Source organism: Acinetobacter sp. YK3 (genome assembly GCF_001729365.1).
Lineage (GTDB): Bacteria > Pseudomonadota > Gammaproteobacteria > Pseudomonadales > Moraxellaceae > Acinetobacter > Acinetobacter vivianii.
Genome location: NZ_LZPJ01000002.1, coordinates 19,549 through 42,577, shown reverse-complemented (window position 1 = coordinate 42,577; position 23,029 = coordinate 19,549). Strand labels below are relative to the sequence as shown.

Here is a 23,029-nt window from a genome sequence, read left to right as displayed (position 1 = left end):
ATATTATTTATCAATTTGATCAATACTACTAATAAATCTAAGCTTAACATTGAGCGCTATAAAACAAGAATTCAAGGATGAGTTCGACATGTTATTAAAATTTAAAGGAAAATAACTGAAAAGGAAATTTTTCATTATCCAAAGGAAGGACTCAATGCAAAATATCAATGCTGCAAGGTTGATTGATCAAGCTTCATTAAATAAGCACCATAAAATTCTGGTTTTTTGGTGTTCCATCATTATGCTTTTTGATGGCTATGATCTGGTTATTTACGGTTCGGTATTACCTCATTTGATGACTGAATGGCAGCTTAGCCCCCAGACAGCAGGATTGCTGGGCGCAGCATCATTAATGGGTATGATGGTCGGTGCGATTACTCTCGGCATGGCAGCTGATAAATTTGGCCGTAAAAACGTCATTATTGCCTGTACGATTCTGTCGAGCCTTGCTGTCACCATGAATGGCTTTACCCATGATGTCATCAGTTTTTTTATATGCCGATTTCTAACGGGTTTGGGTTTAGGGGGGGCAGTTCCGAATCTGGTCACGATCGTGAAGGAAATGTCGCCAAGTACTCATCGCAACCGCTTAATCAATTTTGTTCTCGCCTTTTATGGCGTTGGCGCAATTATTTCAGGTCTGGCAGGCTTGTTCTTGATCTCTACTTTTGGATGGAAAATTGCCTTTTGGATTGCGGGGAGCAGTATTGTCATCGTCCCTTTTATGATGAAAACCTTTCCTGAATCCATCAGCTACCTGATTCATAAAAATCGTCAGACTGAAGTCGTCCAGACATTAAAAAAGCTGAATCCTCATCACATCCATCAACCTCAAATGCACTATGTGGTTGAGATGACAAGCAATACCCAGAAGAACCCTGTTCTAGGCCTATTTACCGAAGGCAAAGCATTCAGGACGTTCCTGATCTGGTCTAGCTTTGCGATGGTGATGTTAATGGTTTATGGCCTGAATACATGGTTGCCAAAACTTATGAATGTTGGTGGCTATTCTTTAGGTTCTAGTATTACTTTTTTGGTCACACTCAATATCGGTGCAATTTTAGGGACATTAGTATTTGGCGTCATTGCCGATAAACTTGGTGCCAAGAAAACGCTTGTTTTAGGCTACATATTGGCTGCGCTATCGATTAGTTGCCTCGGCTTTCATCCACCCAAGCTCATTCTGACCCTGTTATTGATTATCGCTGGCGGTGCAACTGTGGGCTCAATGGCGGTGATACATGCACTCGCAGCAGATTTTTATCCTGCCAATATTCGTTCCACAGGCGTCAGTTTTGCCGCTGCCATCGGTCGTTTTGGCGCAATTGCTGGCCCATTATTTGGTGGCTTCTTGCTCGCCCTTAATCTTCCTTTTGAGCAAAACTTCTTGGTATTTGCTATTCCCGGCATCATCGGTGCAATTACGATCGCCCTCTTTACACATCAGAAATTAAACCCAGTACAACAAATCGTTAAAGGATAATACGATGAATACTCAAGCCAATATTGTTGAACAGATTTGGAAAGAATATATTTTTCAGGGAAACTGGATTAAAACAAATAACTTATCAAGAGACATTATCAATCCAGCAACAGGCGAAATGATCTCAACTGTGCAACTTGCCTCACTAGATAACGTGAACAGTTCCGTCGAAATCGCTGTAGAAGCACAAAAATCGTGGAAAAATACCAGCTTTGAAAGCCGTGCCAAGATACTCAGAAAAGCAGCGCAATTTTTTGAAGAGAATATTCAAACCTTCATTGACTGGAATGTTCAGGAGTGTGGTTCAACATTGTTAAAAGCTGGCTGGGAAGCGAATGCCTGCATAGAACAGTTATATATGGCTTCCTCCATGCCGATGGCAGCAGCAGGAGAAATTTTCCCATCTTCCATTCCAGGCAGAACAAACGTCTGGCAGCGTGTTCCTTTAGGCGTTGTAGGTGTCATTTCGCCGTGGAATTTCCCTTTATTGCTATCCATTCGCTCAATCGCACCTGCTTTGGCAATGGGTAATAGCGTAATTCTTAAGCCTTCAGAATTTAGTAATGTTACTGGTGGAGCCTTGCTGGCGTGGCTTTTCCAGATGTCAGGATTACCTGAGGGGAATTTTCAGGTAATCAGCGGCGAAAGTGAGATCGGTGAAGCATTGGTAAATCATCCGCTTGTTAATCTGATTTCTTTCACTGGCTCAACCGCTGTAGGCAAAAAAATTGCTGAATCTTGTGCCAAACAATTGAAAAAATGTGTGCTGGAATTAGGCGGTAATAACGCCATGATTATCTGCGAAGATGCAGATATTGATACTGCTGTAAACAATGCCGTTTGGGGTAGTTTTCTGCATCAAGGGCAAATTTGCATGCAAACAGGTCGCCATTTAGTACATCGCAGTATTGCAGATGAATATATTCAAAAATTAAAAGAAAAGGCGTCATCTCTCAAGGTTGGCGATCCGTCTTCACCAGAAACTCAATTGGGCCCGTTAATTAATGCCAATCAGCATCAGAAAGTCTGCCGTATGGTTGAAACTGCGGTTGAACAAGGCGCGACTCTGGAATGCGGTGGTCAAGGAAATCAATTATTCTTCCATCCAGCCGTTGTGACCAATATCAGTAAAGACAATCCTCTTTTTACACATGAAATTTTTGGCCCTGTCGCACCGATCCTGATTTTTGATGATATTGCAGAAGCGATTGAAATCGTAAATTCATCTAAATATGGTCTAGCTGTTGCCATTCATACGGCGCGCACCGCTTGGGCCTATGACTTAGCTAAGGACATTAAAAGCGGCATGATTCATATCAATGACCAAACCGTCAACAATGAATATCATGTCCCGTTTGGAGGAATGGGGGAATCAGGATATGGTGGGCGCTTCGGCGGGCCAGCAAATTTTGATGAATTCAGTCAGCGCCAATGGGTCAGTATTTTAGATAAAGGGATTCAATATCCCCTTTAAACATTCCTTTAAATACAATAAAAAACCTAACGCTTCAGTTAGGTTTTTTATTGCTCGCTGAGTACTTTATTAAACGGCTTGAACCTCTAAATTTATGAGCTTCGGGTAATATAGCGTGTATCCAGTTGCTTTACCGATGGGCATCCGATTTGTGCCAAAGTACGATCGACATCCTGTTTTAACAATGCAATCACTTCATTAACCCCAACCTCTCCTTTTGCAGCCAGCCCATATAAAGTCGCACGGCCCAAACATACCATATTCGCTCCCAGACATAAGGCTTTGACAATATCGGAACCACGTCTAAAACCGCTATCGATAAAGATGGGTTGATGAATAGAACTGGAAATATCGTATAAGGCTTCCATCGGAGAAATACTACAATCGAGTTGGCGTCCACCATGATTGGAAAGAATGACCCCGTCTGCACCACATTGAATGGCGCTTTGAGCATCCTCCAGACGAACAATACCTTTGACCAATAAAGTATGTGGCCAGATATCACGAAGCTTTTTTAAACTTTCCAGATTGAAACAGGTATCCATCTGACGGCTCATCAACGCAGCTTGTATTTCCAGACTCTGCGCCTCCGAAGTCACAAAATTAGCCAATTGTGGCATTCCCTGTTGAAGAAATCGCAATGACCAAGCAGGATGCAACATACCATCCAGCACCAAACTTGGTGAAAATCGTAGCGGAAGCGCAAACTCATTACGAATATCTCGTTCTCGATAGCCATTTACTCCAACATCCAGAGTAATGACCAAAGTGGTATATCCCGCTTTTAGCGCTCGATGAACCATTTGAACTGCTAATTCTTCGTGTACAACATAGAGCTGAAACCACTTTTCACCATCACATGCTTGAGCAACGTCTTCAATCGACATATTTGAAGCTGTCGAGAGCATGAAAGGAATATTCGCGCGGGCTGCACTTTTTGCCAGTAAAGCATCTGCTTTAGGCCAAAAGGAGCTATTTAAACCTGTGGGTGCAATTGCAAAAGGCGCATCCCATTTCTTATTAAAGAGTTCACAAGAAATGTCACGGTGACTGATATCAACGAAACGCTGTGGCTTAAATCGCCATTGATCGAAAACGGATCGATTATGCTGCAGACCTTTTTCATCCTCAGCACCACCCTCTAAATAATCGAAAATAATCCGTGGCAGTTGAGCTTTCGCTTGACGTCGATAGTCTTCAACATTGATGAATTGACGTGACACAACAGTTTCCCTTCTATTGGTTTTTTAGACAGATCCTTGTGGTTTTCTAATGCCAATGTTTCGCTTTACTGGTTTTACCAATACCAGGATTGAAACTATTGGTCGGATCCAGTTGCCTTAAATGCGCCTGATACGTTGGCGAAGCCTGATAGAGATGACCAACATTATGTTCTGCTGGATATTTTGCACCGCGTGCCTCGAGATAAGAGAGAACCTCATTTTTAAATTGTTTGGCATCCACACCATCTTTAAGCAGATAATCTTGATGTGATACCAGACAAAAGAAATGCCCACAGCAGCTTTCCATCATCACCTGTTTTTGTAGATGCTCGGGTAAACGAATTAACCACTGTTGGTCATTTCGTCTAAATGCGACATCAAACGACACCAAACGCTGATTCGGATCAATTGATCGACTTTCGCAGTAGTAAACAACACAACCACCGACAGCAAAACGGATCAGAAATACATTCTTTTCTTCTTTTTTATCGCATAGAAAAAAATGCGCTTTCTTTCCAGTAAAGAAATCATTTAATAATTTTTGCAATTCGTCATTCTGTTGTGCATCAATCTTAATCATCAATAAATGCTGATACTTTTGATGAAATTCTTGTATACGCGGCTCAATCCATGACGGCGAAAGACGATTAAACAACTGAATACAGCGATCAGCAGTATTGTTAGGCAAGAAAGGAACTTGTTTGAAAAATTGATCAATCTTTGATTTAAATGCAAATAAATTCGGGATTTTCTCAGCACCCCAGATATCAATCGCCTTATACATATGTTTTGCATAGCGTTGTGTCATCTCAAATGCATTTTTATGAATATATTCAGCTTGAATAGGCAGTTCCGATAAATGTTCTAATAAATATTTACGTAATTGAATGAACTGCACTTCATCATTACTCCCTATCAGATAGGTACTTGCCTCAGCAGCTGCGGCAAAAGTCGGTAAACGCACAGCAAAAACCGCTAATTTACCCGAACATCCAGCACTGTCATGTAGATATTCAGGATTGCCATTGTATCTTGTTGGCATTGCAGAAGTCGTATCTCTTAAGGTTGCGGCATAATCATCTGCCCAGATACGTCCTTCCCAATGTTGTGAGTGCGCGGTTAAATAGTTTTTCTGTTCTAAATTTTGGAAAATTTCTTCGGGTGTAGCACCTAAATCAATGCCTAAATGATTGACGAGAATTAAACTTCCATTCTCATCAATTTGGGCAAATAGAGATTTTTCGGTATATGCAGGCCCTCTTTGAATCAGAGAACCTCCCGAGTTATTGCAAACACCGCCAATGACTGAGGCACCAATACAAGAAGAACCGATAACTGAATGAGGTTCACGACCATAAGGTTTTAACGCATTTTCCAGCTCTGTTAACGTGGTACCAGGAAAAGCAATTAACTGTGTTGCCTGCTCCAACAATTGCAAACCCTTCAATTTGCTCGTACTTATGACTACCACATCACGGTCATAATTATTTAAATCAGGCGTAGCTCCGCCCGTTACACTAGTATTCGATGCCTGCAAGATCATGATGACATCATGCTGCACACAAATCTCTAATACCTTCCATAGTTCCAATAAGGTTTCAGGAATGACCACAGCAATTGCATCACCTTTTCCAATCCGAAATCCTTTTAAATAAGGGGCTTTGGCAGATTCTTTCAGCAAAATCTGACGGGATTTAAGCAAATCTCGAAATGCATCAATAACTGGGTTTTCTTGCATGTAACAGCATCCTATCTTGTAATTTTAAATATGCCTCGAGCCGTTAATTTTCTACTGTGACAATCTCCAGTAAAGTCGGTTGATCAGAGGCAAGCGCCTGTTTAAATCGGTTAATAAATTCCTCATCATTGCTGATGCGATGCGCCTCAACACCATAACCTTGTGCAATCTGAGTAAAATCGATATCAGGCACATCCATTCCAGGGACATTTTCTGCTTTTAAAACATCAGCGAACCAACGTAATGCACCATAGGTTCCATTTTTCAAAACAATAAAAATAACAGGAATTTTATATTGAGCGGCAGTCCATAATGCCGTAATACTGTAATTGGCGGAACCATCGCCAATAATCGCTACAACTCTACGTTGTGTATGTGCCAACTGAATCCCTACAGCAGCAGGCATACCAAATCCAAGTCCACCTGCAGCAGCAAAGAAATAGCTACCTTGCCCTTTAATATTCAAGCGCTCCCAGAGAATGCTCATGGTTGAGGTAGATTCATTGGTAAAAATCGTATCCTCAGGCACCAGATCATTGAGCAAATCAAATAATCGTTCTGGCTTAATATAATTTCCTTGGCTAGGTTCTGCCAATTTAGCCCGTGGTCGAGGCGTAACCTCACCTTGTTTTTTCTCTACCACCTGACTTAAACGCGCCAAACTATCCTTTAAATCACAAATATAGCTTATTCCCATTGCTGCTCTGGCAGCTTCATGAATATCACAGCTAAAAGCAATTAATTCGGTATTTTCTCCGAGATACAGCCCAGGTTCATATTGGTGATAGCGAAATACAGGTGCACCGAAAACCAGTACCAAATCATAATCTTTAAAAATTGCTGAAATCCCCGCAATACTTGCTGGCAAGATTCCCTGAAAATAAGGATGCATGGTTGGAAAAGGACAGCGCGGTGAAGACGGTGCAATCCATACGGGAACATTTAAGGATTCTACAAATTGAAGTGCATTTTCATTTGCATATTGACGGTCAACATCTGTTCCGAGAACCACAGCAACTTTTTTAGCAGAATTAATTTTTTGAGCAATTGTTTTTAAATCATGATCGGATAAACATTGTGAAGATACGACATTCTTCCTTAATAAATGCTCACTTTGTTCATCGACCTCTATATCCCAATCACTATAAGGTATGGAGACATACACAGGCCCAGCAGCTTCAGTTTTTGCAAGATCAATAGCACGATTGATCGCATGCGGAACTTCATTGGCACTTGCTGGCTCATGGCTCCATTTCACCAAAGGTTTGGGTAATTGGGTTGCTTCTAAATTGGTTAATAAAGCTTCTACCCCCATCATGGCACGGGTTTGCTGCCCCGATGTAATCACTAGAGGCGTATGCGAGTTCCATGCATTACTTAAGGCCCCCATTGCATTGCCTGTTCCTGCCGCTGAATGTAAATTTACAAATGCAGGCTGCCCTGTTGCCTGAGCATAACCATCGGCAATACCAACCACCGTACCTTCATGTAAACCTAAGATATATTGGAAATCAGCTGGAAAATTTTTTAAGAAAGGAAGCTCATTCGAACCAGGGTTTCCAAACACCTTGTTAATTTTATTTTTTCTTAAAATATCATAAGTATACTGCTGAACTGTTTTCACAATATTTCCTTGATTGTGTGATTCACTACAAATCTTAGAATCAGCCAAAATATAGATCAAATTAATAATAAATATTATCTCTTATAGCCCTCATCTATGTAGAGTAACTTTTTGTTCAACATAACCTTTAAGCGAAAACGAAAAGTCTCAATCATTCAGTCAGCTCTGCGAAAGCGTATCCTGTAAGAAATCAATAAACCATTTCTGAGCCGTTATATCGCCAGCTTTTTTATACCAATGTAAGGTGACATCAATCTCAGGTAACTCAAATGGCAGGTCATAAATTTTAATATTGGTATTTGACTTAAAAAAAGCACCAATTCTCATGGGTACAGTCACAATGAGATTATGCTTTTCAATCAGTTCATTCAAAATACTAAATTGAGGAACCCTTAATTTAATTTTACGTCGCAGACCTTTTTGGTTTAAATAGTTTTCAATCAGGTTATGTCCTGTAGATGCCAAAACAACTGCATGATTTTCTTTTAAAAAGGTTTCCAGCGTTAACTGATGATTGACTAGCTGGATATCTTTACTGAGCAAACAGACATATTTTTCTTGAAATAATCTCAGGGTATTTAAATTTCTATCTTCTAAATTTCTATTACAGATCGCAGCATCAACTTTTCCCGTAATCAGCCAGTCCGTGAGCTTATTCATATCCACAGTAACGACTTCCAGAGAAATATTGGGTGCTATTTTTTCCAGACTTTCATAGATTTTTGGCAAAAAGTACATTGCCCCAATATCGGTTAACGCAATTTTGAAACAGCGTTCACTATTGGCGATATCAAAATTGGTGACTTTACTAATCGTATTTTCAATATCAATGAATGGCTGATTTAAAGACTCATAGAGCTGAGTTGAATACGCTGTAGGAATCATGCCATCTTTTGTTCTTGTAAATAGCTGATCCTTAAATATATATCTCAATCTCGACAAATTATGGCTCACAGATGGCTGTGTAATATTCAAGCGCTCTGCTGCGATACTGACACTTTGCGTATCGTAAATTGTTATAAATACTTTTACTAAATTGAGATCAATCATCATAGATACTGCTAATAGTAGTCTCAAGAAAACTAAGCTTTTAGCGATAGTAGAGTCAACCCTTGCGAAGATATTTTTAATCGATCTTTTGTTTGAGGATGCTAATAAAGTGAATCTGCTTACATGGTGATTACATAAATTTAAGCATTAAAAAAGCACTTACAATTAATGCATGTAAGTGCTTGATATATATGGTGGGCCCACCGTGACTTGAACACGGGACCAACGGATTATGAGTCCGCTGCTCTAACCAACTGAGCTATAGGCCCTATAAATTTCAATCATATCGATATGATCAATGCTGCCTGATCTTAGTTAAATTTAACTTAAATTACAAGCAGATGATTTTATCAAACCACCAAAATAGTGTTAAAAATCATAAACTGCGCTGATTCTATCTGATCTCTATATAATGAGTAAAGCAAATATTGCACGGTTTTGATCATTTAAAAGCCACCCAGATTTCTCTTATCTGAACTTTTCGGATATGTATTTTCCTCAAAACTCGTATTACACTGCGACCTCACATTGCGAATGATCACGGATATGAAAAAGTTTTTAGGAAAATCTATTTTTAAAGCAACAGGTTGGAAATATAACGTTGATCCAGCAATCTTAGAAAAGAAACAAGTCATTATCGGTTTTGAACATACATCCAATCTCGATACCATCCTCTCTCTGGCTTTATTTGAAATTTTAGAGATTAAAATTCATACACTAATTAAAAAAGAATTATTCAAAGGCCCTTTAAAGCCTATTTTAGAGCATTTAGGCGGTATCCCTGTTGACCGTAAAGCCAGTAAAGATATTGTCACGCAAATGGTTGAGCTTTTTAACCAGAATGAGCGTTTTAATTTGGTCATTGCACCAGAAGCAACCCGCGCTAAAGATGGTGAGGCGCGTAAACCGATCCGTACCGGTTTCTGGCATATCGCCAAAGCTGCCAATGTGCCCATCATTCTGATGTATGCCAATGCACGTACCAAACAAGGCGGCATCTTGGGTAAAATCTACCCAACCGATCTACAGCAAGATCTGGAAAAAATCAAAGCGCTGTATGCGGAATACGATATTGATGTAAAAATTAATTAATTGATTCAATCTATTTGATCAATCTTTGATGCTTGATCAAGATTTTAAATTTTGAATATGAGTTAGGGCAGTTTTCAACAAAACCTTCGCTATGCTAATATTCCTGCACTTTTTTGAGTTTTAATTTTTTGGAGTTACTTCCATGGCGGGTCATTCTAAATGGGCCAATATTAAGCATCGTAAAGCTAAACAAGATGCAAGTCGCGGTAAAGTTTTTACTAAATATATCCGTGAAATCGTAACCGCTGCACGTTTAGGCGGACCAGATGCTGCAAGCAACCCACGTTTACGTGCTGTTGTCGAAAAAGCACTTTCTGTGAATATGACACGTGACACCATTAACCGTGCGATCCAGCGTGGTGCTGGCGGCGAAGATAATGATGATTTAAAAGAAGTAACCTATGAAGGTTATGGTGTTGGTGGGGTTGCCGTTATTGTTGAAACAATGACAGATAACCTGAACCGTACCGTTCCAGACGTTCGCCATTGTTTCTCTAAAACCAATGGTAACTTGGGTACCAATGGTTCGGTTGCGTACCTGTTCACTAAACGTGGCGAAATTTCTTTTGAAGATGTGTCTTTAGAAGATAAAGTTATGGAAGTCGCTTTAGAAGCGGGTGCTGATGATATCGAGATCGATGAAGATAGTATCTTGGTAATCACCAGCCCAGAGAGCTTTGGTGATGTTCAGGATGCACTTACAGCAGCAGGTTTAAAATCTGACAATGCCGAAGTTGTAATGAGCCCATCAACTAAAGCTGAAATCAATGATATTGATCAAGCGAAACAAATCATGAAAATGATCGATATGCTTGAAGATCTTGATGATGTTCAAAACGTTTATACCAACGTTGAATTCTCTGAAGATGTTTTAACGCAACTTGATGCTTAAACATTTCTGCTGAGTAAAAAATGCATCTTTTTAGATGCATTTTTTTATAGCTTGTTTAAAAGTTTATAGCAGTTAAAAACATTATATTCTTTAATGACGAAGCTTGAATGCAGCGCCACAACACTGTCAATCTTACCAATACGGCGTAACAAGATTTCACTATAGTCATCCATATTACGGGCCACCAATTCCAAAATAAAATCAGCACTCTGCCCTGTTACTAGAAATGCATTGGTGACTTCCGGAATATCTTCTAGTTCTTGTAAGAACTTATCAAAAGTTTCGCTGTCGTGTTTACTTAATGAAACCTGCAACAGAATATGTAGGCTAAACCCCAGCTTATTAAAATTAATTTCTCGTTTGAGCTGTCCCATCACTTGGGATTCAATCAGATTTTTAATACGGCGATGCACTGAACTGACCGAAAGATTAATACGTTCTGATAGTTCATTCAGATTGACATCTTCATGGGTTAAAATTTCTAGAATTTGTTTATCAAAACGGTCCAATTCCATTTTTACAGTCCTCATAATTTATCTACGTTTTTTCGGAACTGTCTACACTCAGTAATTTTTAAGGGTCAAGGGAAAACATTCGTTTAACTTTTGACGATGCTGCATGGATAACGCAAACATGATTCCGATAAACTTTTGGTTCATCTTTGTCTCAAAGCCGAAACAAGACCTTTTGAGCAACTGTTCAACTGATCTCCCAATAGTTGAACAACTCGTTTCGATCCCCATCACACCCTGAAACATAAGATAACAAAGCCTTTTTACAATTATTTCCCTCTTTTCAGTTTTTTTAAAGTAAATTTGGTAATTATTTCTACTATTTTCTGCTTAAAACGAATTTTCTTTTAAAAATTAATTTTATTCACCAATAATTTTTTACTTTTCTGGCAATTTTTCTATTTTCTTTCTCATAAAAAAGCCCTGACTGTTTCAATCAGGGCTTTTTTACAGAAAAATTATTTATAAACCACGCCAGTCGACACGTGCATTACGCTCAGTGGCATAAATGCGCTGTACATATTGTCCAAGCGGCAAGTCGGATAAATAGTCATAATACTGTTTCAGTTCACCGTTAAACTGTTCAATATCGTCATTTTCCAATTCCCACGGCGTTCCCTTAATCACTAATAAAGGCGCGAGAATTGAACAGACTGCAATATCGGCCAGACCTAAACGGTCACCGACCAGATAACGTCCTTGATTATCGATCAGGCGTTGGTTGAGATCTGTAATCAGTTCCGTCATACGCAACTTGGATTGCGCGACTTTTTCAGGGCTCAACTTATAATTGGTTGAAACCAGACTTTTTAAGATCGGCTTAGAAATTTTTTCAAACTGACGTAAATAGCCCTGCTCACCCATCATGATTTCAAGTGGATGATCACCGACTGATAATGCATGGGCCAAAGACCAGCGACGAACATGCACACCTAACTCATCAGCAAGCTTATCAATCTCTAAGGCTTGCTCACGTAACTGCTCATCACGTCTTAATAACGCATGCTCAGGATATGTCGTATCAAGATATAAAGCGATTTGGGTGGAATCAGCAATCCAGTGTTTATCATCCTTCAACATTGGCAATAAATATTGCCCTGATTTTAGGAAAGTAAATGCACGATGGAAGCCAGGAATCAAATTATGTGCAACATAGTCCAACTCCTTATGATCTAACAACCAGCGAGCTTTTTCACAATAGTGAGATAAAGGAAATTGGTATAAAACCCGCATAGACTCTCCAGATTTATTTTTCTACTCGATCAAACATAAGGTTTTTCATACTTTAGAAGTAAAAGCTAATGAATACAATGTCCTTTTCTGCCTATCTTTTTTAATTTTGGCGAAGTTTTCTTTATCAATATTCTTGGTGAGATTATTCATTTCTTTCATAGCAAAAGATTTTTTGTACCGTTCATTCAAGTCCAAATAATCATAACCCATTATTTTAACTGGAAATTTAATATTCATTTTTTTGTTATTTTTACCATAAAAAATGCTTAAGAATTATTGTGATAACTAAGCCATAACTGATGGTTTAGTGGAAAAGTAAAACTTTTGTAAAGTTCCTCTTATCTATTAGAGGTGCTCACATGTCCAGTAATCAATCAGTGATCCAAGCGCAAGTACAACTGATTTCAAATGATCAGCAGGCCATTAATGCTGCCTATCAAGTTGCTGACTTTGCATTAGAAGATCGAAATAATCGAGATCAAAATCGTGTCTTACCCACCGAACAAATCGTTCAATTTAGCCAAAAAGGTCTCGGTGGAATCCGTGTGCCGCAACAATATGGCGGTGCATTTGTCTCCAACAAAACTTTGGCACATGTATTTCGTATTTTAACTAAGGCCGATGCCAATGTCGGACAAATTCCACAAAACCAGTTTGGTCTTTTAAATTTTATCAATATCACAGGTTCAGATTCACAAAAGCAATTTATCTATTCTGAAATTCTTGCCGGCAAACGCATTGCCAATGGTGGCCCTGAGAAAAATTCTAGAGATACCAAAGCCATTCAAACGAAGCTAAATTTTGAACATAATAAATATTTTTTAAACGGTGAAAAATTTTACTCCACAGGAACTAGCTTTGCAGACTGGTTAGCCATCCGCGCACTCCATCCTGAAGGTTATACCGTATTGGTAATTGTTGATCGTCATGCCAAAGGCGTGGAAGTGATTAATGACTGGAATGGCTTTGGGCAACGAACCACTGCCAGCGGCACAGTTAAATTAAACAATGTTGAGGTTGATCCTTCATTATTTTTTGATGAACGCATTATTGCCGATACGCCGAATGTGCGTGGTGCTTACTCACAATTGCTACAAGTCGCGATTGATGTAGGCATTGCAGAAGCGGCATTTGATGACACGTTGTCCAGCATCCGTAAGGCAAGACCGATCATCGATTCAGGGGTAGAAAAAGCCAGTGAAGAACATTACACCCTGCAAGAAGTTGGCAAACTCAATATCTTACTCGATGCAGCCATTTTATTACTCGATGATGCTGCCGAATATCTGGATGAACTGGATCAACTCACGGAAATCTCTGCCGAGCAAGCTGCACATGCCTCGATTCTGGTAGCTGAAGCAAAAATCTATGCCAATGATGCGGCCCTGCATATCTCAGAAAAATTACTGGAACTTGGCGGCAGCCGTGCCAGTCTGAGCCAGCATAATCTTGATCAACACTGGCGCAATGCCCGTGTGCATACCTTACACGATCCTGTGCGTTGGAAATTCCATGCCATTGGTGACTATTACCTCAATGGTACGCACCCTGCCCGCCATGCTTGGATTTAAGGAGTAAATCATCATGACTTCATATCAAGAATTACAAGGTTTTGCCAAAACTCATTTTAAAGCAGCACATGTTATTCAGAGTGATGCAGAAGCACTGGATATTGCGACCCAACTGAGTCAGCAGTTTAAGCAAAATGCAGTGGAACGCGACGCAAATCGGGACTTACCTTTTACAGAAATCGAAGCGTATAGCCAATCAGGTTTATGGGCAATTACCGTACCTAAACAGTATGGCGGTGCAGAGGTTTCCAGCCTCACCGTAGCCAAAGTCATTGCCCTATTTAGTGGTGCGGATGGTTCGATTGGGCAAATTCCACAAAATCACTTCTACGCATTGGAAGTACTGCGTAATACAGGCACAGACGCACAAAAGAAACATCTCTATCAAGAAGTTTTACAAGGCGCTCGTTTTGGCAATGCACTGGCTGAATTTAAAACACGTACTTCTGCGCATAAGCAAACCACATTGATTCCAAGCGAAAACGGTTATCTGATTCAAGGGGAAAAGTTTTATTGCACAGGCAGTTTATTCGCCCATCGTATTCCAACCTTAGTGCTGGATGAAGCGGGTAATGAGTTTCTGGCTTTTGTACAACGCGACAGCCAAGGCCTTGAGCTGATTGATGACTGGTCTGGTTTTGGTCAACGCACCACAGGTAGTGGCACAGTCAAGTTTAATCAGGTCTTTGTTGCCAAAGAAGATGTGATTCCTTTTGATACCGCGTTTAAACAACTGTCTTTGGTTGGCCCCTTTGCGCAAATCATGCATGCTGCGATTGAGGTTGGGATTGCCCGTGCTGCATTTGAGGAAACATTACAACGCGTGCGTGTGGCGCGTCCCTGGATTGATGCCAATATTGAGTCCGCAACTCAAGATCCATTAACACTGTCTGAATTGGGTCGCGTAGCAACTGATGTTAAAGCCAGTGAACTCCTACTCAAACAAGCAGCTCAATCAGTTGATATCGCTAAGCAGGAACTCAATGCAGAGAACTTAGCCAAAGCCTCAATTGATGTCGCCAAAGTTCGTGCGCATAGTACAGAAATCGCCTTAAAAGCATCATCAAAACTCATTGAATTGGCAGGCAGCCGCGGTAGTCAACGTGCTGATGGTCTCGATCGTCATTGGCGTAATGCACGTGTACATACCTTGCACGATGCCGCGCGCTGGAAATATTACTTTATTGGCAATTATGTCCTGAACGGTATCTTACCACCACGCCGGGGGACGCTGTGATGAGTCAAAATCTCCCAAAGAAAATTTTACTAAACGCCTTTGATATGAACTGTGTTGGCCATATCAATCATGGCTTATGGACGCATCCACGCGATCAATCACATCGTTTTAATGAGCTGAATTATTGGACTGAATTGGCACAAACCTTAGAACAAGGTTTGTTTGATGGTTTATTCCTCGCAGATATTACGGGCGTTTATGATGTCTACCAAAATGGGATCGATCTGACCTTAAAAGAGTCGATCCAGTTGCCTAGTCATGATCCTTCGACCTTGATTTCGGCAATGGCCTTGGTGACACAGAATTTAAGCTTTGGCGTGACTGTCAATCTCAGCTATGAACAGCCCTACCAATTTGCACGCCGTTTTGCCAGTCTTGATCATTTAACCCGAGGTCGTCTGGGCTGGAATATTGTCACAGGTTATCTGGATAGTGCTGAACGCCTGATTGGACAAAAAGGCTTAAAAGATCATGATGCGCGTTATGATCAGGCCGAGGAGTTTTTACAACTTTGCTATCAATATTGGGAAGGTTCTTGGGAAAATGATGCTTTAAGGAAAGACAAGCAACAGCGTATTTTTACTGATCCAAACAAAGTCCACACGATCAATCATCAAGGTCAATATTACCAAAGCCAAGGTGTGTTTCAGGTGGCGCCATCAGTACAACGCACCCCAACTTTATTTCAGGCCGGTGCTTCGCCAAAAGGATTACAGTTCGCTACACGTCATGCAGAATGTATTTTTATTGGTGGTGATCAACCTGAGAAGATTCGTCAGCAAGTTAATAAAATACGTCAGCAGGCTACGCAACAAGGTCGTGATGCACATGGCATTAAGATCTTTGTCGGGATTACTGTTGTTGTCGCTGAAACACACGAACTCGCACAGCAAAAACTGGCTGAATATCGCCAATATGCCAGCCCAGAAGCAGGTTTAGCCCATTATGCCAGCTCAGTCGGTATTGACCTTGCCAAGTTTGCTGATGATGAGGCAATCCCCTATCAAAAAAGCAACAGCATTGCTTCCGTCAATGAAAAATTTAAAGAACAGCGTATCAGTAAAAATGACCTGAAAGCCCAACATGTTCTCGGTGGACGTTATCCTCTCATCGTCGGCAATGGTACTGAAGTTGCTGAATATCTGATTGAGCTGCTTGATCAGACAGGCATTGATGGCTTTAACCTGACCCGTACCGTTGCCCCTGAATCACATCATGATTTTATTCGATTGGTGATTCCAGAGTTACAACAACGTGGACGTTATAAAACTGAATATGCAACAGGTTCACTGCGTAACAAACTGTTTGCTCAAGGCGATCATTTAGCCGCAAGCCATCCTGCAGATCAGTTCCGATGTAGAACGCATAACAACATAGATGATCTAAAAAGAATTGAAGAAATTAGTGCTTAGCATTTAAACATTTAAGAATAGAATTGGAGAAATAAATGGCTCAAACTGCCTCAAAAAAATGGTTAGGTATTGGCCTTGTCGTTGTTATCGCGATTATCGCGTTATTCATCTGGAATAAACAAAGACACAGTAGTAGCAGTGAATTGGTGATTGGGATTAGCCCTTCTTTTGCACATCCACTACAAGTCGCTGTAGATGAAGCCAAACAACAGGGTTTAAATGTGAAATTGGTGGAATTTTCCGATTGGAATACGCCAAACATTACCTTAAATCATGGTGACATTGATGCGAACTTTTTCCAGCATCAACCCTTCTTGGATAATGCGATTAAGGAAACTGGCTTCAAGCTAAAATCCTTTGCTGCGGGTGCGGCTTCTCATGTAGGACTGTATTCGAAAAAATATAAAAGCTTTGATGAACTTCCAAATGGCGCAACGGTTGCCATCCCCAATGATCCCGTGAATCAAGGCCGTGCCCTACTGCTTTTACAACAAGCTAAGCTGATTGAACTGAAAGACAGCAACAATCATCTTTCTGCACTAAAAGACATTACTGCAAATCCGAAAAATCTGAAATTTACCGAAGTTGAAGGCCCTCAAACTGCACGTGCGATTGATGATGTTGATTTAGCTTTTGGCTATCCACATTACTTACGCTTGGCTAAAACGGCTGATCCTGAAAGTGCCCTACTGTTTGATGACAACACCAATAAGCGTTATGCCATTTTATTTGTGGTGCGTGATGACTATCAGGACAAAGACAACAAGCTACAGAAATTTGTCGAGATTTATCAAAACTCGCCGAAGGTCAAAGCCGCATTAGACAGCGATTTCGGCCCAACGCTCTGGTTCCCTGGTTGGAAATAAGGAGAACAATGATGGTGAGTTTTGGTTCACAGGTCGATTTTTCAGTTCCCCATCTGAAAATACGCGGTTTAAATAAATTTTATGAAGTACAGGGCCAACGCTTACATGCCTTAAAAGACATTAACCTCGATATTCCTAAAGCGCAGATTGTCGGTATTATCGGAAAAAGTGGTGCGGGTAAATCATCACTGATCCGTACCTTGAATGGTCTGGAAGCGATTGATACAGGCAGTATTTTGATTCACCAGCAGAATATTGCTGAGTTGAGTCATGCTGAACTGATCAAAACACGACAAAAAATTGGCATGATTTTTCAGCATTTCAATTTAATGTCTGCAAAGACAGTGTGGGAAAATGTGGCTTTACCGCTACGTATTGCGGGTTATGGCAAGGCTGAAATTGAACAACGGGTGAATGATGTACTGACGCTGGTTGGATTAAGTGCCAAGCATCAGGATTATCCGTCCCAACTTTCAGGTGGGCAGAAACAACGTGTTGGTATTGCCCGTGCCTTGGTTTCTCAGCCTGAAATTCTGCTCTGTGATGAAGCAACCTCGGCACTCGACCCCGAAAGTACCGCCAATATCCTCGCTTTGTTAAAACAGATCAATCAAGACTTGGGTTTAACCATTGTCTTGATCACGCATGAAATGCAGGTCATACAGGAAATCTGCGATCAAGTGGTGGTGATTGATCATGGTGAAATCATCGAGTCTGGGCAAGTCTGGTCGGTATTTTCGAATCCACAACAACCGATCACGCAAGAATTACTCAATTTTGAACAGGTGAATTTACCCTTTGAACTGAGCCAATCTGCTGATCAGCACAGCACACAGCAGATTTTAAAACTCAAATATGTAAGTGAATCGAAATCGGTTCCTGATCTGTATGAATTGCTGGGCAGTTTTAATAGCCCCGTTCAGGTCTATCATAGTCAGGTAGATACTATTCAACAGCGAACCATTGGCTCACTGGTGATTGGCATTGGTCATCTCGGATTTGACTTAAATGATGCACAATTTGAACAACATCCTGCCATTACACAACTTGAGGTGATCGGTTATGTACAATCAACTCATTGATCTATTGTTAACAGGCACTATCGATACCTTAGTCATGGTAGGGGTTTCTGCCTTTATTGCCTTTTTGATTGGCCTACCGATTGCCTTGATTTTAGTGAGTACCGCAGATTTTGGCATCTATCCGTCCAAGAAAATTAATCAGTCCTTAGGTTGGGTCATTAACATTACCCGCTCTGTCCCTTTCCTGATTTTAATGGTGGCATTGATTCCATTTACCCGCTGGATTGTCGGAACAAGCTATGGCGTATTAGCTGCAATTGTACCCTTAACCATTGCCGCAATTCCCTTCTTTGCCCGTATTGCAGAAGTCAGCTTACGCGAAGTCGATCAAGGTCTAATTGAAGCCGCACAAGCCATGGGCTGTAACCGCAAACAGATTTTTTGGCACGTACTCCTTCCCGAAGCATTACCAGGCATCATTGCAGGCTTTACCGTGACCATTGTGACCATGATCAGTTCTTCAGCCATTGCTGGTGCGATCGGAGCAGGCGGGCTCGGAGACATTGCCTACCGCTATGGTTATCAGCGTTTTGATATGCAAGTCATGCTGGCGGTGATCGTGGTACTGATTGTTTTGGTGATGCTGGTTCAAACCACAGGTGATCATATTGCCCAACAGTTCGATAAACGCAAAGTTTAATGTCGAATTGATAATCCGCTCTAGCCATGACTTTGTCATGGCTTTCATGTAAAATCAGCAGCAATTTTTATATTACACATTTGTGAGTGGTTTCATGGGTTTTAATTGCGGTATTGTTGGTCTGCCAAACGTAGGTAAATCTACATTATTTAATGCATTAACAAAGGCAGCCATTGCTGCTGAAAACTTTCCGTTCTGTACCATTGAACCGAACACAGGCATCGTACCCGTACCAGATCCACGTTTGGACAAACTTTCTGCAATCGTAAAACCACAACGTATTTTACCAACCACAATGGAATTCGTTGATATCGCAGGTCTTGTTGCAGGTGCATCAAAAGGTGAAGGCTTAGGTAACCAGTTCCTTGCCAACATCCGTGAAACAGATGCCATTGCACACGTAGTTCGTTGTTTTGAAGATGAAAATGTCATTCACGTGAATGGTAAAATTGACCCATTAGATGACATCGCAACCATCAACACTGAACTGGCACTTGCGGATCTTGATACCGTTGCAAAAGCATTATTACGCTTAACTAAAGCAGCAAAAGGCGGCGACAAAGAAGCAGTTGCAACCAAAGCAGTTTTAGAAAAAATTCAGCCTTTACTTGATGAAGGCAAACCAGCACGTGCGGCTGACCTTTCTGATGACGAACGTAAAGCAGTTCGTGGTTTCGGTTTAATGACGCTTAAACCAACCATGTACATTGCCAACGTGGCAGAAGATGGTTTTGAAAATAACCCACATCTTGACGCAGTAAAAAAATTGGCTGCTGAAGAAAATGCGATTGTTGTACCGCTTTGCAACCAGATCGAAGCAGAAATTTCATTACTTGAAGATGAAGATCGTGCTGAATTCCTTGAAGCAATGGGTATGGAAGAGCCAGGTTTAAACGTGGTGATTCGTGCAGGTTATAAATTACTTGGCCTACAAACCTATTTCACCGCGGGCGTACAAGAAGTTCGTGCTTGGACAGTTAAAGTCGGTGCAACTGCGCCACAAGCCGCTGGTGTGATTCACACTGACTTTGAAAAAGGCTTTATCCGTGCTGAATGTGTGGCATATGACGACTTCATTCAATATAACGGTGAAAATGGCGCCAAAGAAGCAGGAAAATGGCGTTTAGAAGGTAAAACCTATGTTGTTCAAGACGGCGATGTATTACACTTCCGCTTTAACGTATAAATCAGTTTTTTGATTTCCAAACCGCCAGTAATGACCTTATTGGCGGTTTTTTTTATTTGCTCAAAGATAACGCAACTTTAACAGCCTATTAACTCAATAATTTTTGCAATTGCTGAATCACATGTTGCCGTGCTTTTTTCTGCTTGAAGAGTGTGGGAATATGCAATAAAAAGAACGAATAACGATATTTTTTATGGTCGCGTAAGGCTTCACTCAAATAATGATAGAGCTCGATTGCAGCTTCACGGTGAAAGGCCCATAAAGGCTGTTGCCGATACAGCACCACATAATAGGCATCATTCGGCCAGTTCAATTCATGTTTCTGCTGATAACCACAAGATTCACATATCACCCCACCCCGACTTTGCACTGAATAGCGTGTACTCCAAGCCGTTGAACCATAGCCCTCTGGCAAGTCATGGATCTGGTCAATACCATTAGAAAGATTCGGATAATAAAATGCAGCATGCCAGAAACCGCCACAAGCATCCTGAAAACGCGCATATTCAAAATCTACATGCTGCTGAAAATAATCGACATCTTTTTTCAGCGGAATCTTCGCCAATCGGGCAAATTCAAAATCCGCCTTAGCCTGACATGCGGGACATTTAATGTTTAATTTGCAAGGTAATGACCAATATTCGTAAATTCCTGTCATGTGTTTTTTAATTCTGACCACCACATTTGAATAGTGATAGCTTAACAACTGAATGAGTCTTTTAGAATCTTTGAATCCAATAAATGAAAAAGCCAAGTTTGATTAACTTGGCCTTGTATATATGAGTCCAGCTCATCAAGCGACTGTTTGCGGCTTCATATCCATTTCAGCACGTTTCATTTGTGCTTCTTTTAAAATCCGTTGATGCAACGGCTTACGGAAACCCAGTAAGAAAACAAATTCAGCCAAAACAAATAAAGGGCCAATGGCCAAACCGATTAGATCATCCACAAAGGCTGGTTTTTTCTTCTCAAAATAATGTCCGACAAACTGAAACACCCAACCCACGACAAAAATACCAATACTTGCGCCCAGCCAGCTCCACATAGGTAGTGCGGCAATTTTTACAGCGAAGGGATAGGCAACGATCATGATGATCAGCATCAGGATGCCAAACAGCTTATCTAGTGAAATATAATAGAGAATACTGAGTACAATCAGCACGGAAGCTAATGTGACTGAAACACCCGATATTTCTACGCCAGCACGGGCCGTTAAGCATAAAATGGAAAATACAATTAAAGGAATTCCCACAAAATGAGTCACAATATTATTTCGATCTAAGTGATAAGCTGCATATTGACTCAGTAAACGTTCCAGATTTGTCATTTTTCTTTCCTCATATCATTCGTTTATGCTGTTAATCTATAAGAAATAGCGTGATCAAGTTGTCATGTAGCTGACAAATGGATGTCTTTTTAAACAAGGAAAAATCGTGTTAGAGCCGCTTTATATTCAGCATTTAAAAGAAAATTTATGGTTCCGCCATTTAGCTGAACCTTTTCAAAACTTTATTATCGAGCATGGCAAAAAGTACAGCGTTGAGAAAAATGCGGCAGTTTTTCATGCTCAAGATCGCTTTGATGGCGTATATGGCGTGCTGGAAGGTTCGATTAGCCTGGGATATATCGATGTGAATGGCAATGAAGCGATTGCCGCCATTGCTGAGCCGATCATGTGGTTTGGTGAAATTTCCCTGATTGACCAGCAACCCCGTTCGCATGATGCCATTGCCTTAAAAAAGAGTGTCGTACTGCAAATTCCAGCCCAAGCGCTCAATGATTTTTTGCTAAACAATCCCTATTACTGGTATTACTTTGCCCTGCTCACCAGCCAAAAACTACGTTACGTATTTTTAGAGCAAATCGCGATTCAAACCCAAAGCATTAGCCAACGTTTGGCACAGCGTCTGTTATTTATTCTGGAAGGATATGGCAACCGTTCAACGATTCAGGACTTGAATATTCAAATCTCTCAGGATCAACTGGCCAATATGCTGACCGTCTCCAGACAAACGATCAACCACGAACTGAACCAGTTTGAAAAGCAAGGGGTGATTCAATTAGGATTCAAGAAAATTACAGTAATTGATCTGGACAGATTAAGACAATTCGCAACAGTGAGTGATCTAAAAACCTAAGATTAAGAGGTAGCAATTGTGTCTTAACGATTAAGGTCTGGATTGCAATATGCTTTTAAACTTAACGCTAAATTAAAAGACAAACTCTCACTATAAAATGCTACGCATGCTCTAAAATATTTCACAAAATCAGTCTGCTTTCCCTATCTCAACACGTCTACATTAAAGCTAAGCACTATCGCTTATCCTCGCAGATGATAATCATGAGAAAAATCGCAACAATTCTAACAGCAGGCTTATTTACCGTATTAAGCGCTAGCGCATTTGCATGTCCAAAAGGAACTCAACTCCAGGGTGGCACTGGCCCAAATCATAAAGGTGGAAAATGTGTCGCAGCTGGCGTCGTGAAAGCCAAAAAAGAAACCACCAAAGCAACCCATACCGTAAAACATGATGCCATTAAAGCCAAAGACACCACTAAACATGAAGCGATGAAGGCTGCTTCGGCAACCAAAAAAGTAGCGAGTACCACAGCGACTCAAGCCAAACAGGAAGCGGCAAAAACAGTCAAAACCTCATAATCCAACGATAGCTTTAACCATGAAAAAGCGAGATCAATGATCTCGCTTTTTTATA

General features: G+C 40.7%; 21 protein-coding genes and 1 tRNA gene. 13 read left to right on the top strand and 9 right to left on the bottom strand.

The window, feature by feature from the left end; genetic code table 11:
* Nucleotides 1-154: 154 nt before the first annotated feature.
* Together A9Z07_RS00630 and A9Z07_RS00625 are read left to right on the top strand one after the other, a co-directional pair.
* Nucleotides 155-1,483, top strand: a complete 1,329-nt coding sequence (locus A9Z07_RS00630; RefSeq protein WP_004771781.1) for an MFS transporter — start codon at nt 155-157, stop codon at nt 1,481-1,483.
* 4 nt (nt 1,484-1,487) lie between these two features.
* Entirely contained in the window at nt 1,488-2,957 is a 1,470-nt protein-coding gene (locus A9Z07_RS00625) for an aldehyde dehydrogenase family protein (RefSeq protein WP_069576198.1), read from the top strand.
* 92 nt (nt 2,958-3,049) lie between these two features.
* On the opposite strand, the gene A9Z07_RS00620 is transcribed toward A9Z07_RS00625, so the two are convergent.
* From A9Z07_RS00620 to A9Z07_RS00600, 5 genes are all read right to left on the bottom strand, one after another.
* Nucleotides 3,050-4,180, bottom strand: a complete 1,131-nt coding sequence (locus A9Z07_RS00620; protein WP_069576197.1) for an alpha-hydroxy-acid oxidizing protein — start codon at nt 4,178-4,180, stop codon at nt 3,050-3,052.
* Nucleotides 4,181-4,226: 46 nt separating this feature from the next.
* Entirely contained in the window at nt 4,227-5,918 is a 1,692-nt protein-coding gene (dld, locus tag A9Z07_RS00615) for a D-lactate dehydrogenase (protein WP_069576196.1), read from the bottom strand.
* A 43-nt stretch (nt 5,919-5,961) separates the two neighbouring features.
* Nucleotides 5,962-7,542 carry a benzoylformate decarboxylase gene (gene mdlC, locus A9Z07_RS00610; protein ID WP_069576195.1) on the bottom strand — a complete coding sequence of 527 codons (1,581 nt, stop codon included), beginning with the start codon at nt 7,540-7,542 and terminating at the stop codon, nt 5,962-5,964.
* 159 nt (nt 7,543-7,701) lie between these two features.
* Nucleotides 7,702-8,592 carry a LysR family transcriptional regulator gene (locus tag A9Z07_RS00605; RefSeq protein ID WP_050560179.1) on the bottom strand — a complete coding sequence of 297 codons (891 nt, stop codon included), beginning with the start codon at nt 8,590-8,592 and terminating at the stop codon, nt 7,702-7,704.
* A gap of 192 nt (nt 8,593-8,784) precedes the next feature.
* Nucleotides 8,785-8,861, bottom strand: a tRNA-Ile gene (locus A9Z07_RS00600).
* Nucleotides 8,862-9,138: 277 nt separating this feature from the next.
* On the opposite strand from A9Z07_RS00600, the gene A9Z07_RS00595 reads away from it, so the two are divergent.
* Both A9Z07_RS00595 and A9Z07_RS00590 read left to right on the top strand, forming a co-directional pair.
* A complete protein-coding gene (locus A9Z07_RS00595; protein ID WP_032863876.1) occupies nt 9,139-9,684 on the top strand; it encodes a 1-acyl-sn-glycerol-3-phosphate acyltransferase in 546 nt (181 codons plus the stop codon).
* A 142-nt stretch (nt 9,685-9,826) separates the two neighbouring features.
* Complete coding sequence (locus A9Z07_RS00590) at nt 9,827-10,576, top strand: YebC/PmpR family DNA-binding transcriptional regulator (protein WP_004653079.1); 750 nt, start codon at nt 9,827-9,829, stop codon at nt 10,574-10,576.
* Nucleotides 10,577-10,620: 44 nt separating this feature from the next.
* Here A9Z07_RS00590 and A9Z07_RS00585 read toward each other — a convergent pair whose 3' ends face one another.
* Complete coding sequence (locus A9Z07_RS00585; protein ID WP_004771770.1) at nt 10,621-11,091, bottom strand: Lrp/AsnC family transcriptional regulator; 471 nt, start codon at nt 11,089-11,091, stop codon at nt 10,621-10,623.
* Nucleotides 11,092-11,550: 459 nt separating this feature from the next.
* A complete protein-coding gene (locus A9Z07_RS00580) occupies nt 11,551-12,321 on the bottom strand; it encodes a glutathione S-transferase family protein (RefSeq protein WP_005257103.1) in 771 nt (256 codons plus the stop codon).
* A 359-nt stretch (nt 12,322-12,680) separates the two neighbouring features.
* Here A9Z07_RS00580 and A9Z07_RS00570 point away from each other — a divergent pair, with 359 nt between their 5' ends.
* The 7 genes from A9Z07_RS00570 (at nt 12,681) to ychF (ending at nt 20,315) form a co-directional block, all read left to right on the top strand.
* The gene (locus tag A9Z07_RS00570; protein ID WP_069576193.1) at nt 12,681-13,892 is read left to right on the top strand and encodes an SfnB family sulfur acquisition oxidoreductase; all 1,212 of its coding nucleotides are present in this window, start codon (nt 12,681-12,683) and stop codon (nt 13,890-13,892) included.
* Between the two features lie 13 nt (nt 13,893-13,905).
* Complete coding sequence (locus tag A9Z07_RS00565) at nt 13,906-15,129, top strand: SfnB family sulfur acquisition oxidoreductase (protein WP_069576192.1); 1,224 nt, start codon at nt 13,906-13,908, stop codon at nt 15,127-15,129.
* The gene (locus tag A9Z07_RS00560) at nt 15,129-16,541 is read left to right on the top strand and encodes an LLM class flavin-dependent oxidoreductase (RefSeq protein WP_069576191.1); all 1,413 of its coding nucleotides are present in this window, start codon (nt 15,129-15,131) and stop codon (nt 16,539-16,541) included. The genes A9Z07_RS00565 and A9Z07_RS00560 overlap by 1 nt, the downstream gene beginning before the upstream one ends.
* 35 nt (nt 16,542-16,576) lie before the next feature.
* A complete protein-coding gene (locus A9Z07_RS00555; RefSeq protein ID WP_069576190.1) occupies nt 16,577-17,407 on the top strand; it encodes a MetQ/NlpA family ABC transporter substrate-binding protein in 831 nt (276 codons plus the stop codon).
* An 11-nt stretch (nt 17,408-17,418) separates the two neighbouring features.
* The gene (locus tag A9Z07_RS00550; RefSeq protein WP_069576188.1) at nt 17,419-18,489 is read left to right on the top strand and encodes a methionine ABC transporter ATP-binding protein; all 1,071 of its coding nucleotides are present in this window, start codon (nt 17,419-17,421) and stop codon (nt 18,487-18,489) included.
* Entirely contained in the window at nt 18,470-19,129 is a 660-nt protein-coding gene (locus A9Z07_RS00545; RefSeq protein ID WP_004771760.1) for a methionine ABC transporter permease, read from the top strand. Before A9Z07_RS00550 ends, A9Z07_RS00545 begins: the two co-directional genes overlap by 20 nt.
* Before the next feature lie 94 nt (nt 19,130-19,223).
* On the top strand, nt 19,224-20,315 hold the full coding sequence (gene ychF / locus A9Z07_RS00540) for a redox-regulated ATPase YchF (RefSeq protein WP_004771759.1): 1,092 nt from the start codon (nt 19,224-19,226) through the stop codon (nt 20,313-20,315).
* An 88-nt stretch (nt 20,316-20,403) separates the two neighbouring features.
* On the opposite strand, the gene A9Z07_RS00535 is transcribed toward ychF, so the two are convergent.
* On the bottom strand, nt 20,404-20,973 hold the full coding sequence (locus A9Z07_RS00535; RefSeq protein ID WP_069576186.1) for a hypothetical protein: 570 nt from the start codon (nt 20,971-20,973) through the stop codon (nt 20,404-20,406).
* A 135-nt stretch (nt 20,974-21,108) separates the two neighbouring features.
* The gene (locus A9Z07_RS00530; protein WP_004771756.1) at nt 21,109-21,642 is read right to left on the bottom strand and encodes a DUF962 domain-containing protein; all 534 of its coding nucleotides are present in this window, start codon (nt 21,640-21,642) and stop codon (nt 21,109-21,111) included.
* Nucleotides 21,643-21,748: 106 nt separating this feature from the next.
* On the opposite strand from A9Z07_RS00530, the gene A9Z07_RS00525 reads away from it, so the two are divergent.
* Complete coding sequence (locus A9Z07_RS00525) at nt 21,749-22,453, top strand: Crp/Fnr family transcriptional regulator (RefSeq protein ID WP_069576183.1); 705 nt, start codon at nt 21,749-21,751, stop codon at nt 22,451-22,453.
* A 203-nt stretch (nt 22,454-22,656) separates the two neighbouring features.
* Nucleotides 22,657-22,974 carry a hypothetical protein gene (locus tag A9Z07_RS00520; RefSeq protein ID WP_069576181.1) on the top strand — a complete coding sequence of 106 codons (318 nt, stop codon included), beginning with the start codon at nt 22,657-22,659 and terminating at the stop codon, nt 22,972-22,974.
* Nucleotides 22,975-23,029 lie beyond the last annotated feature (55 nt).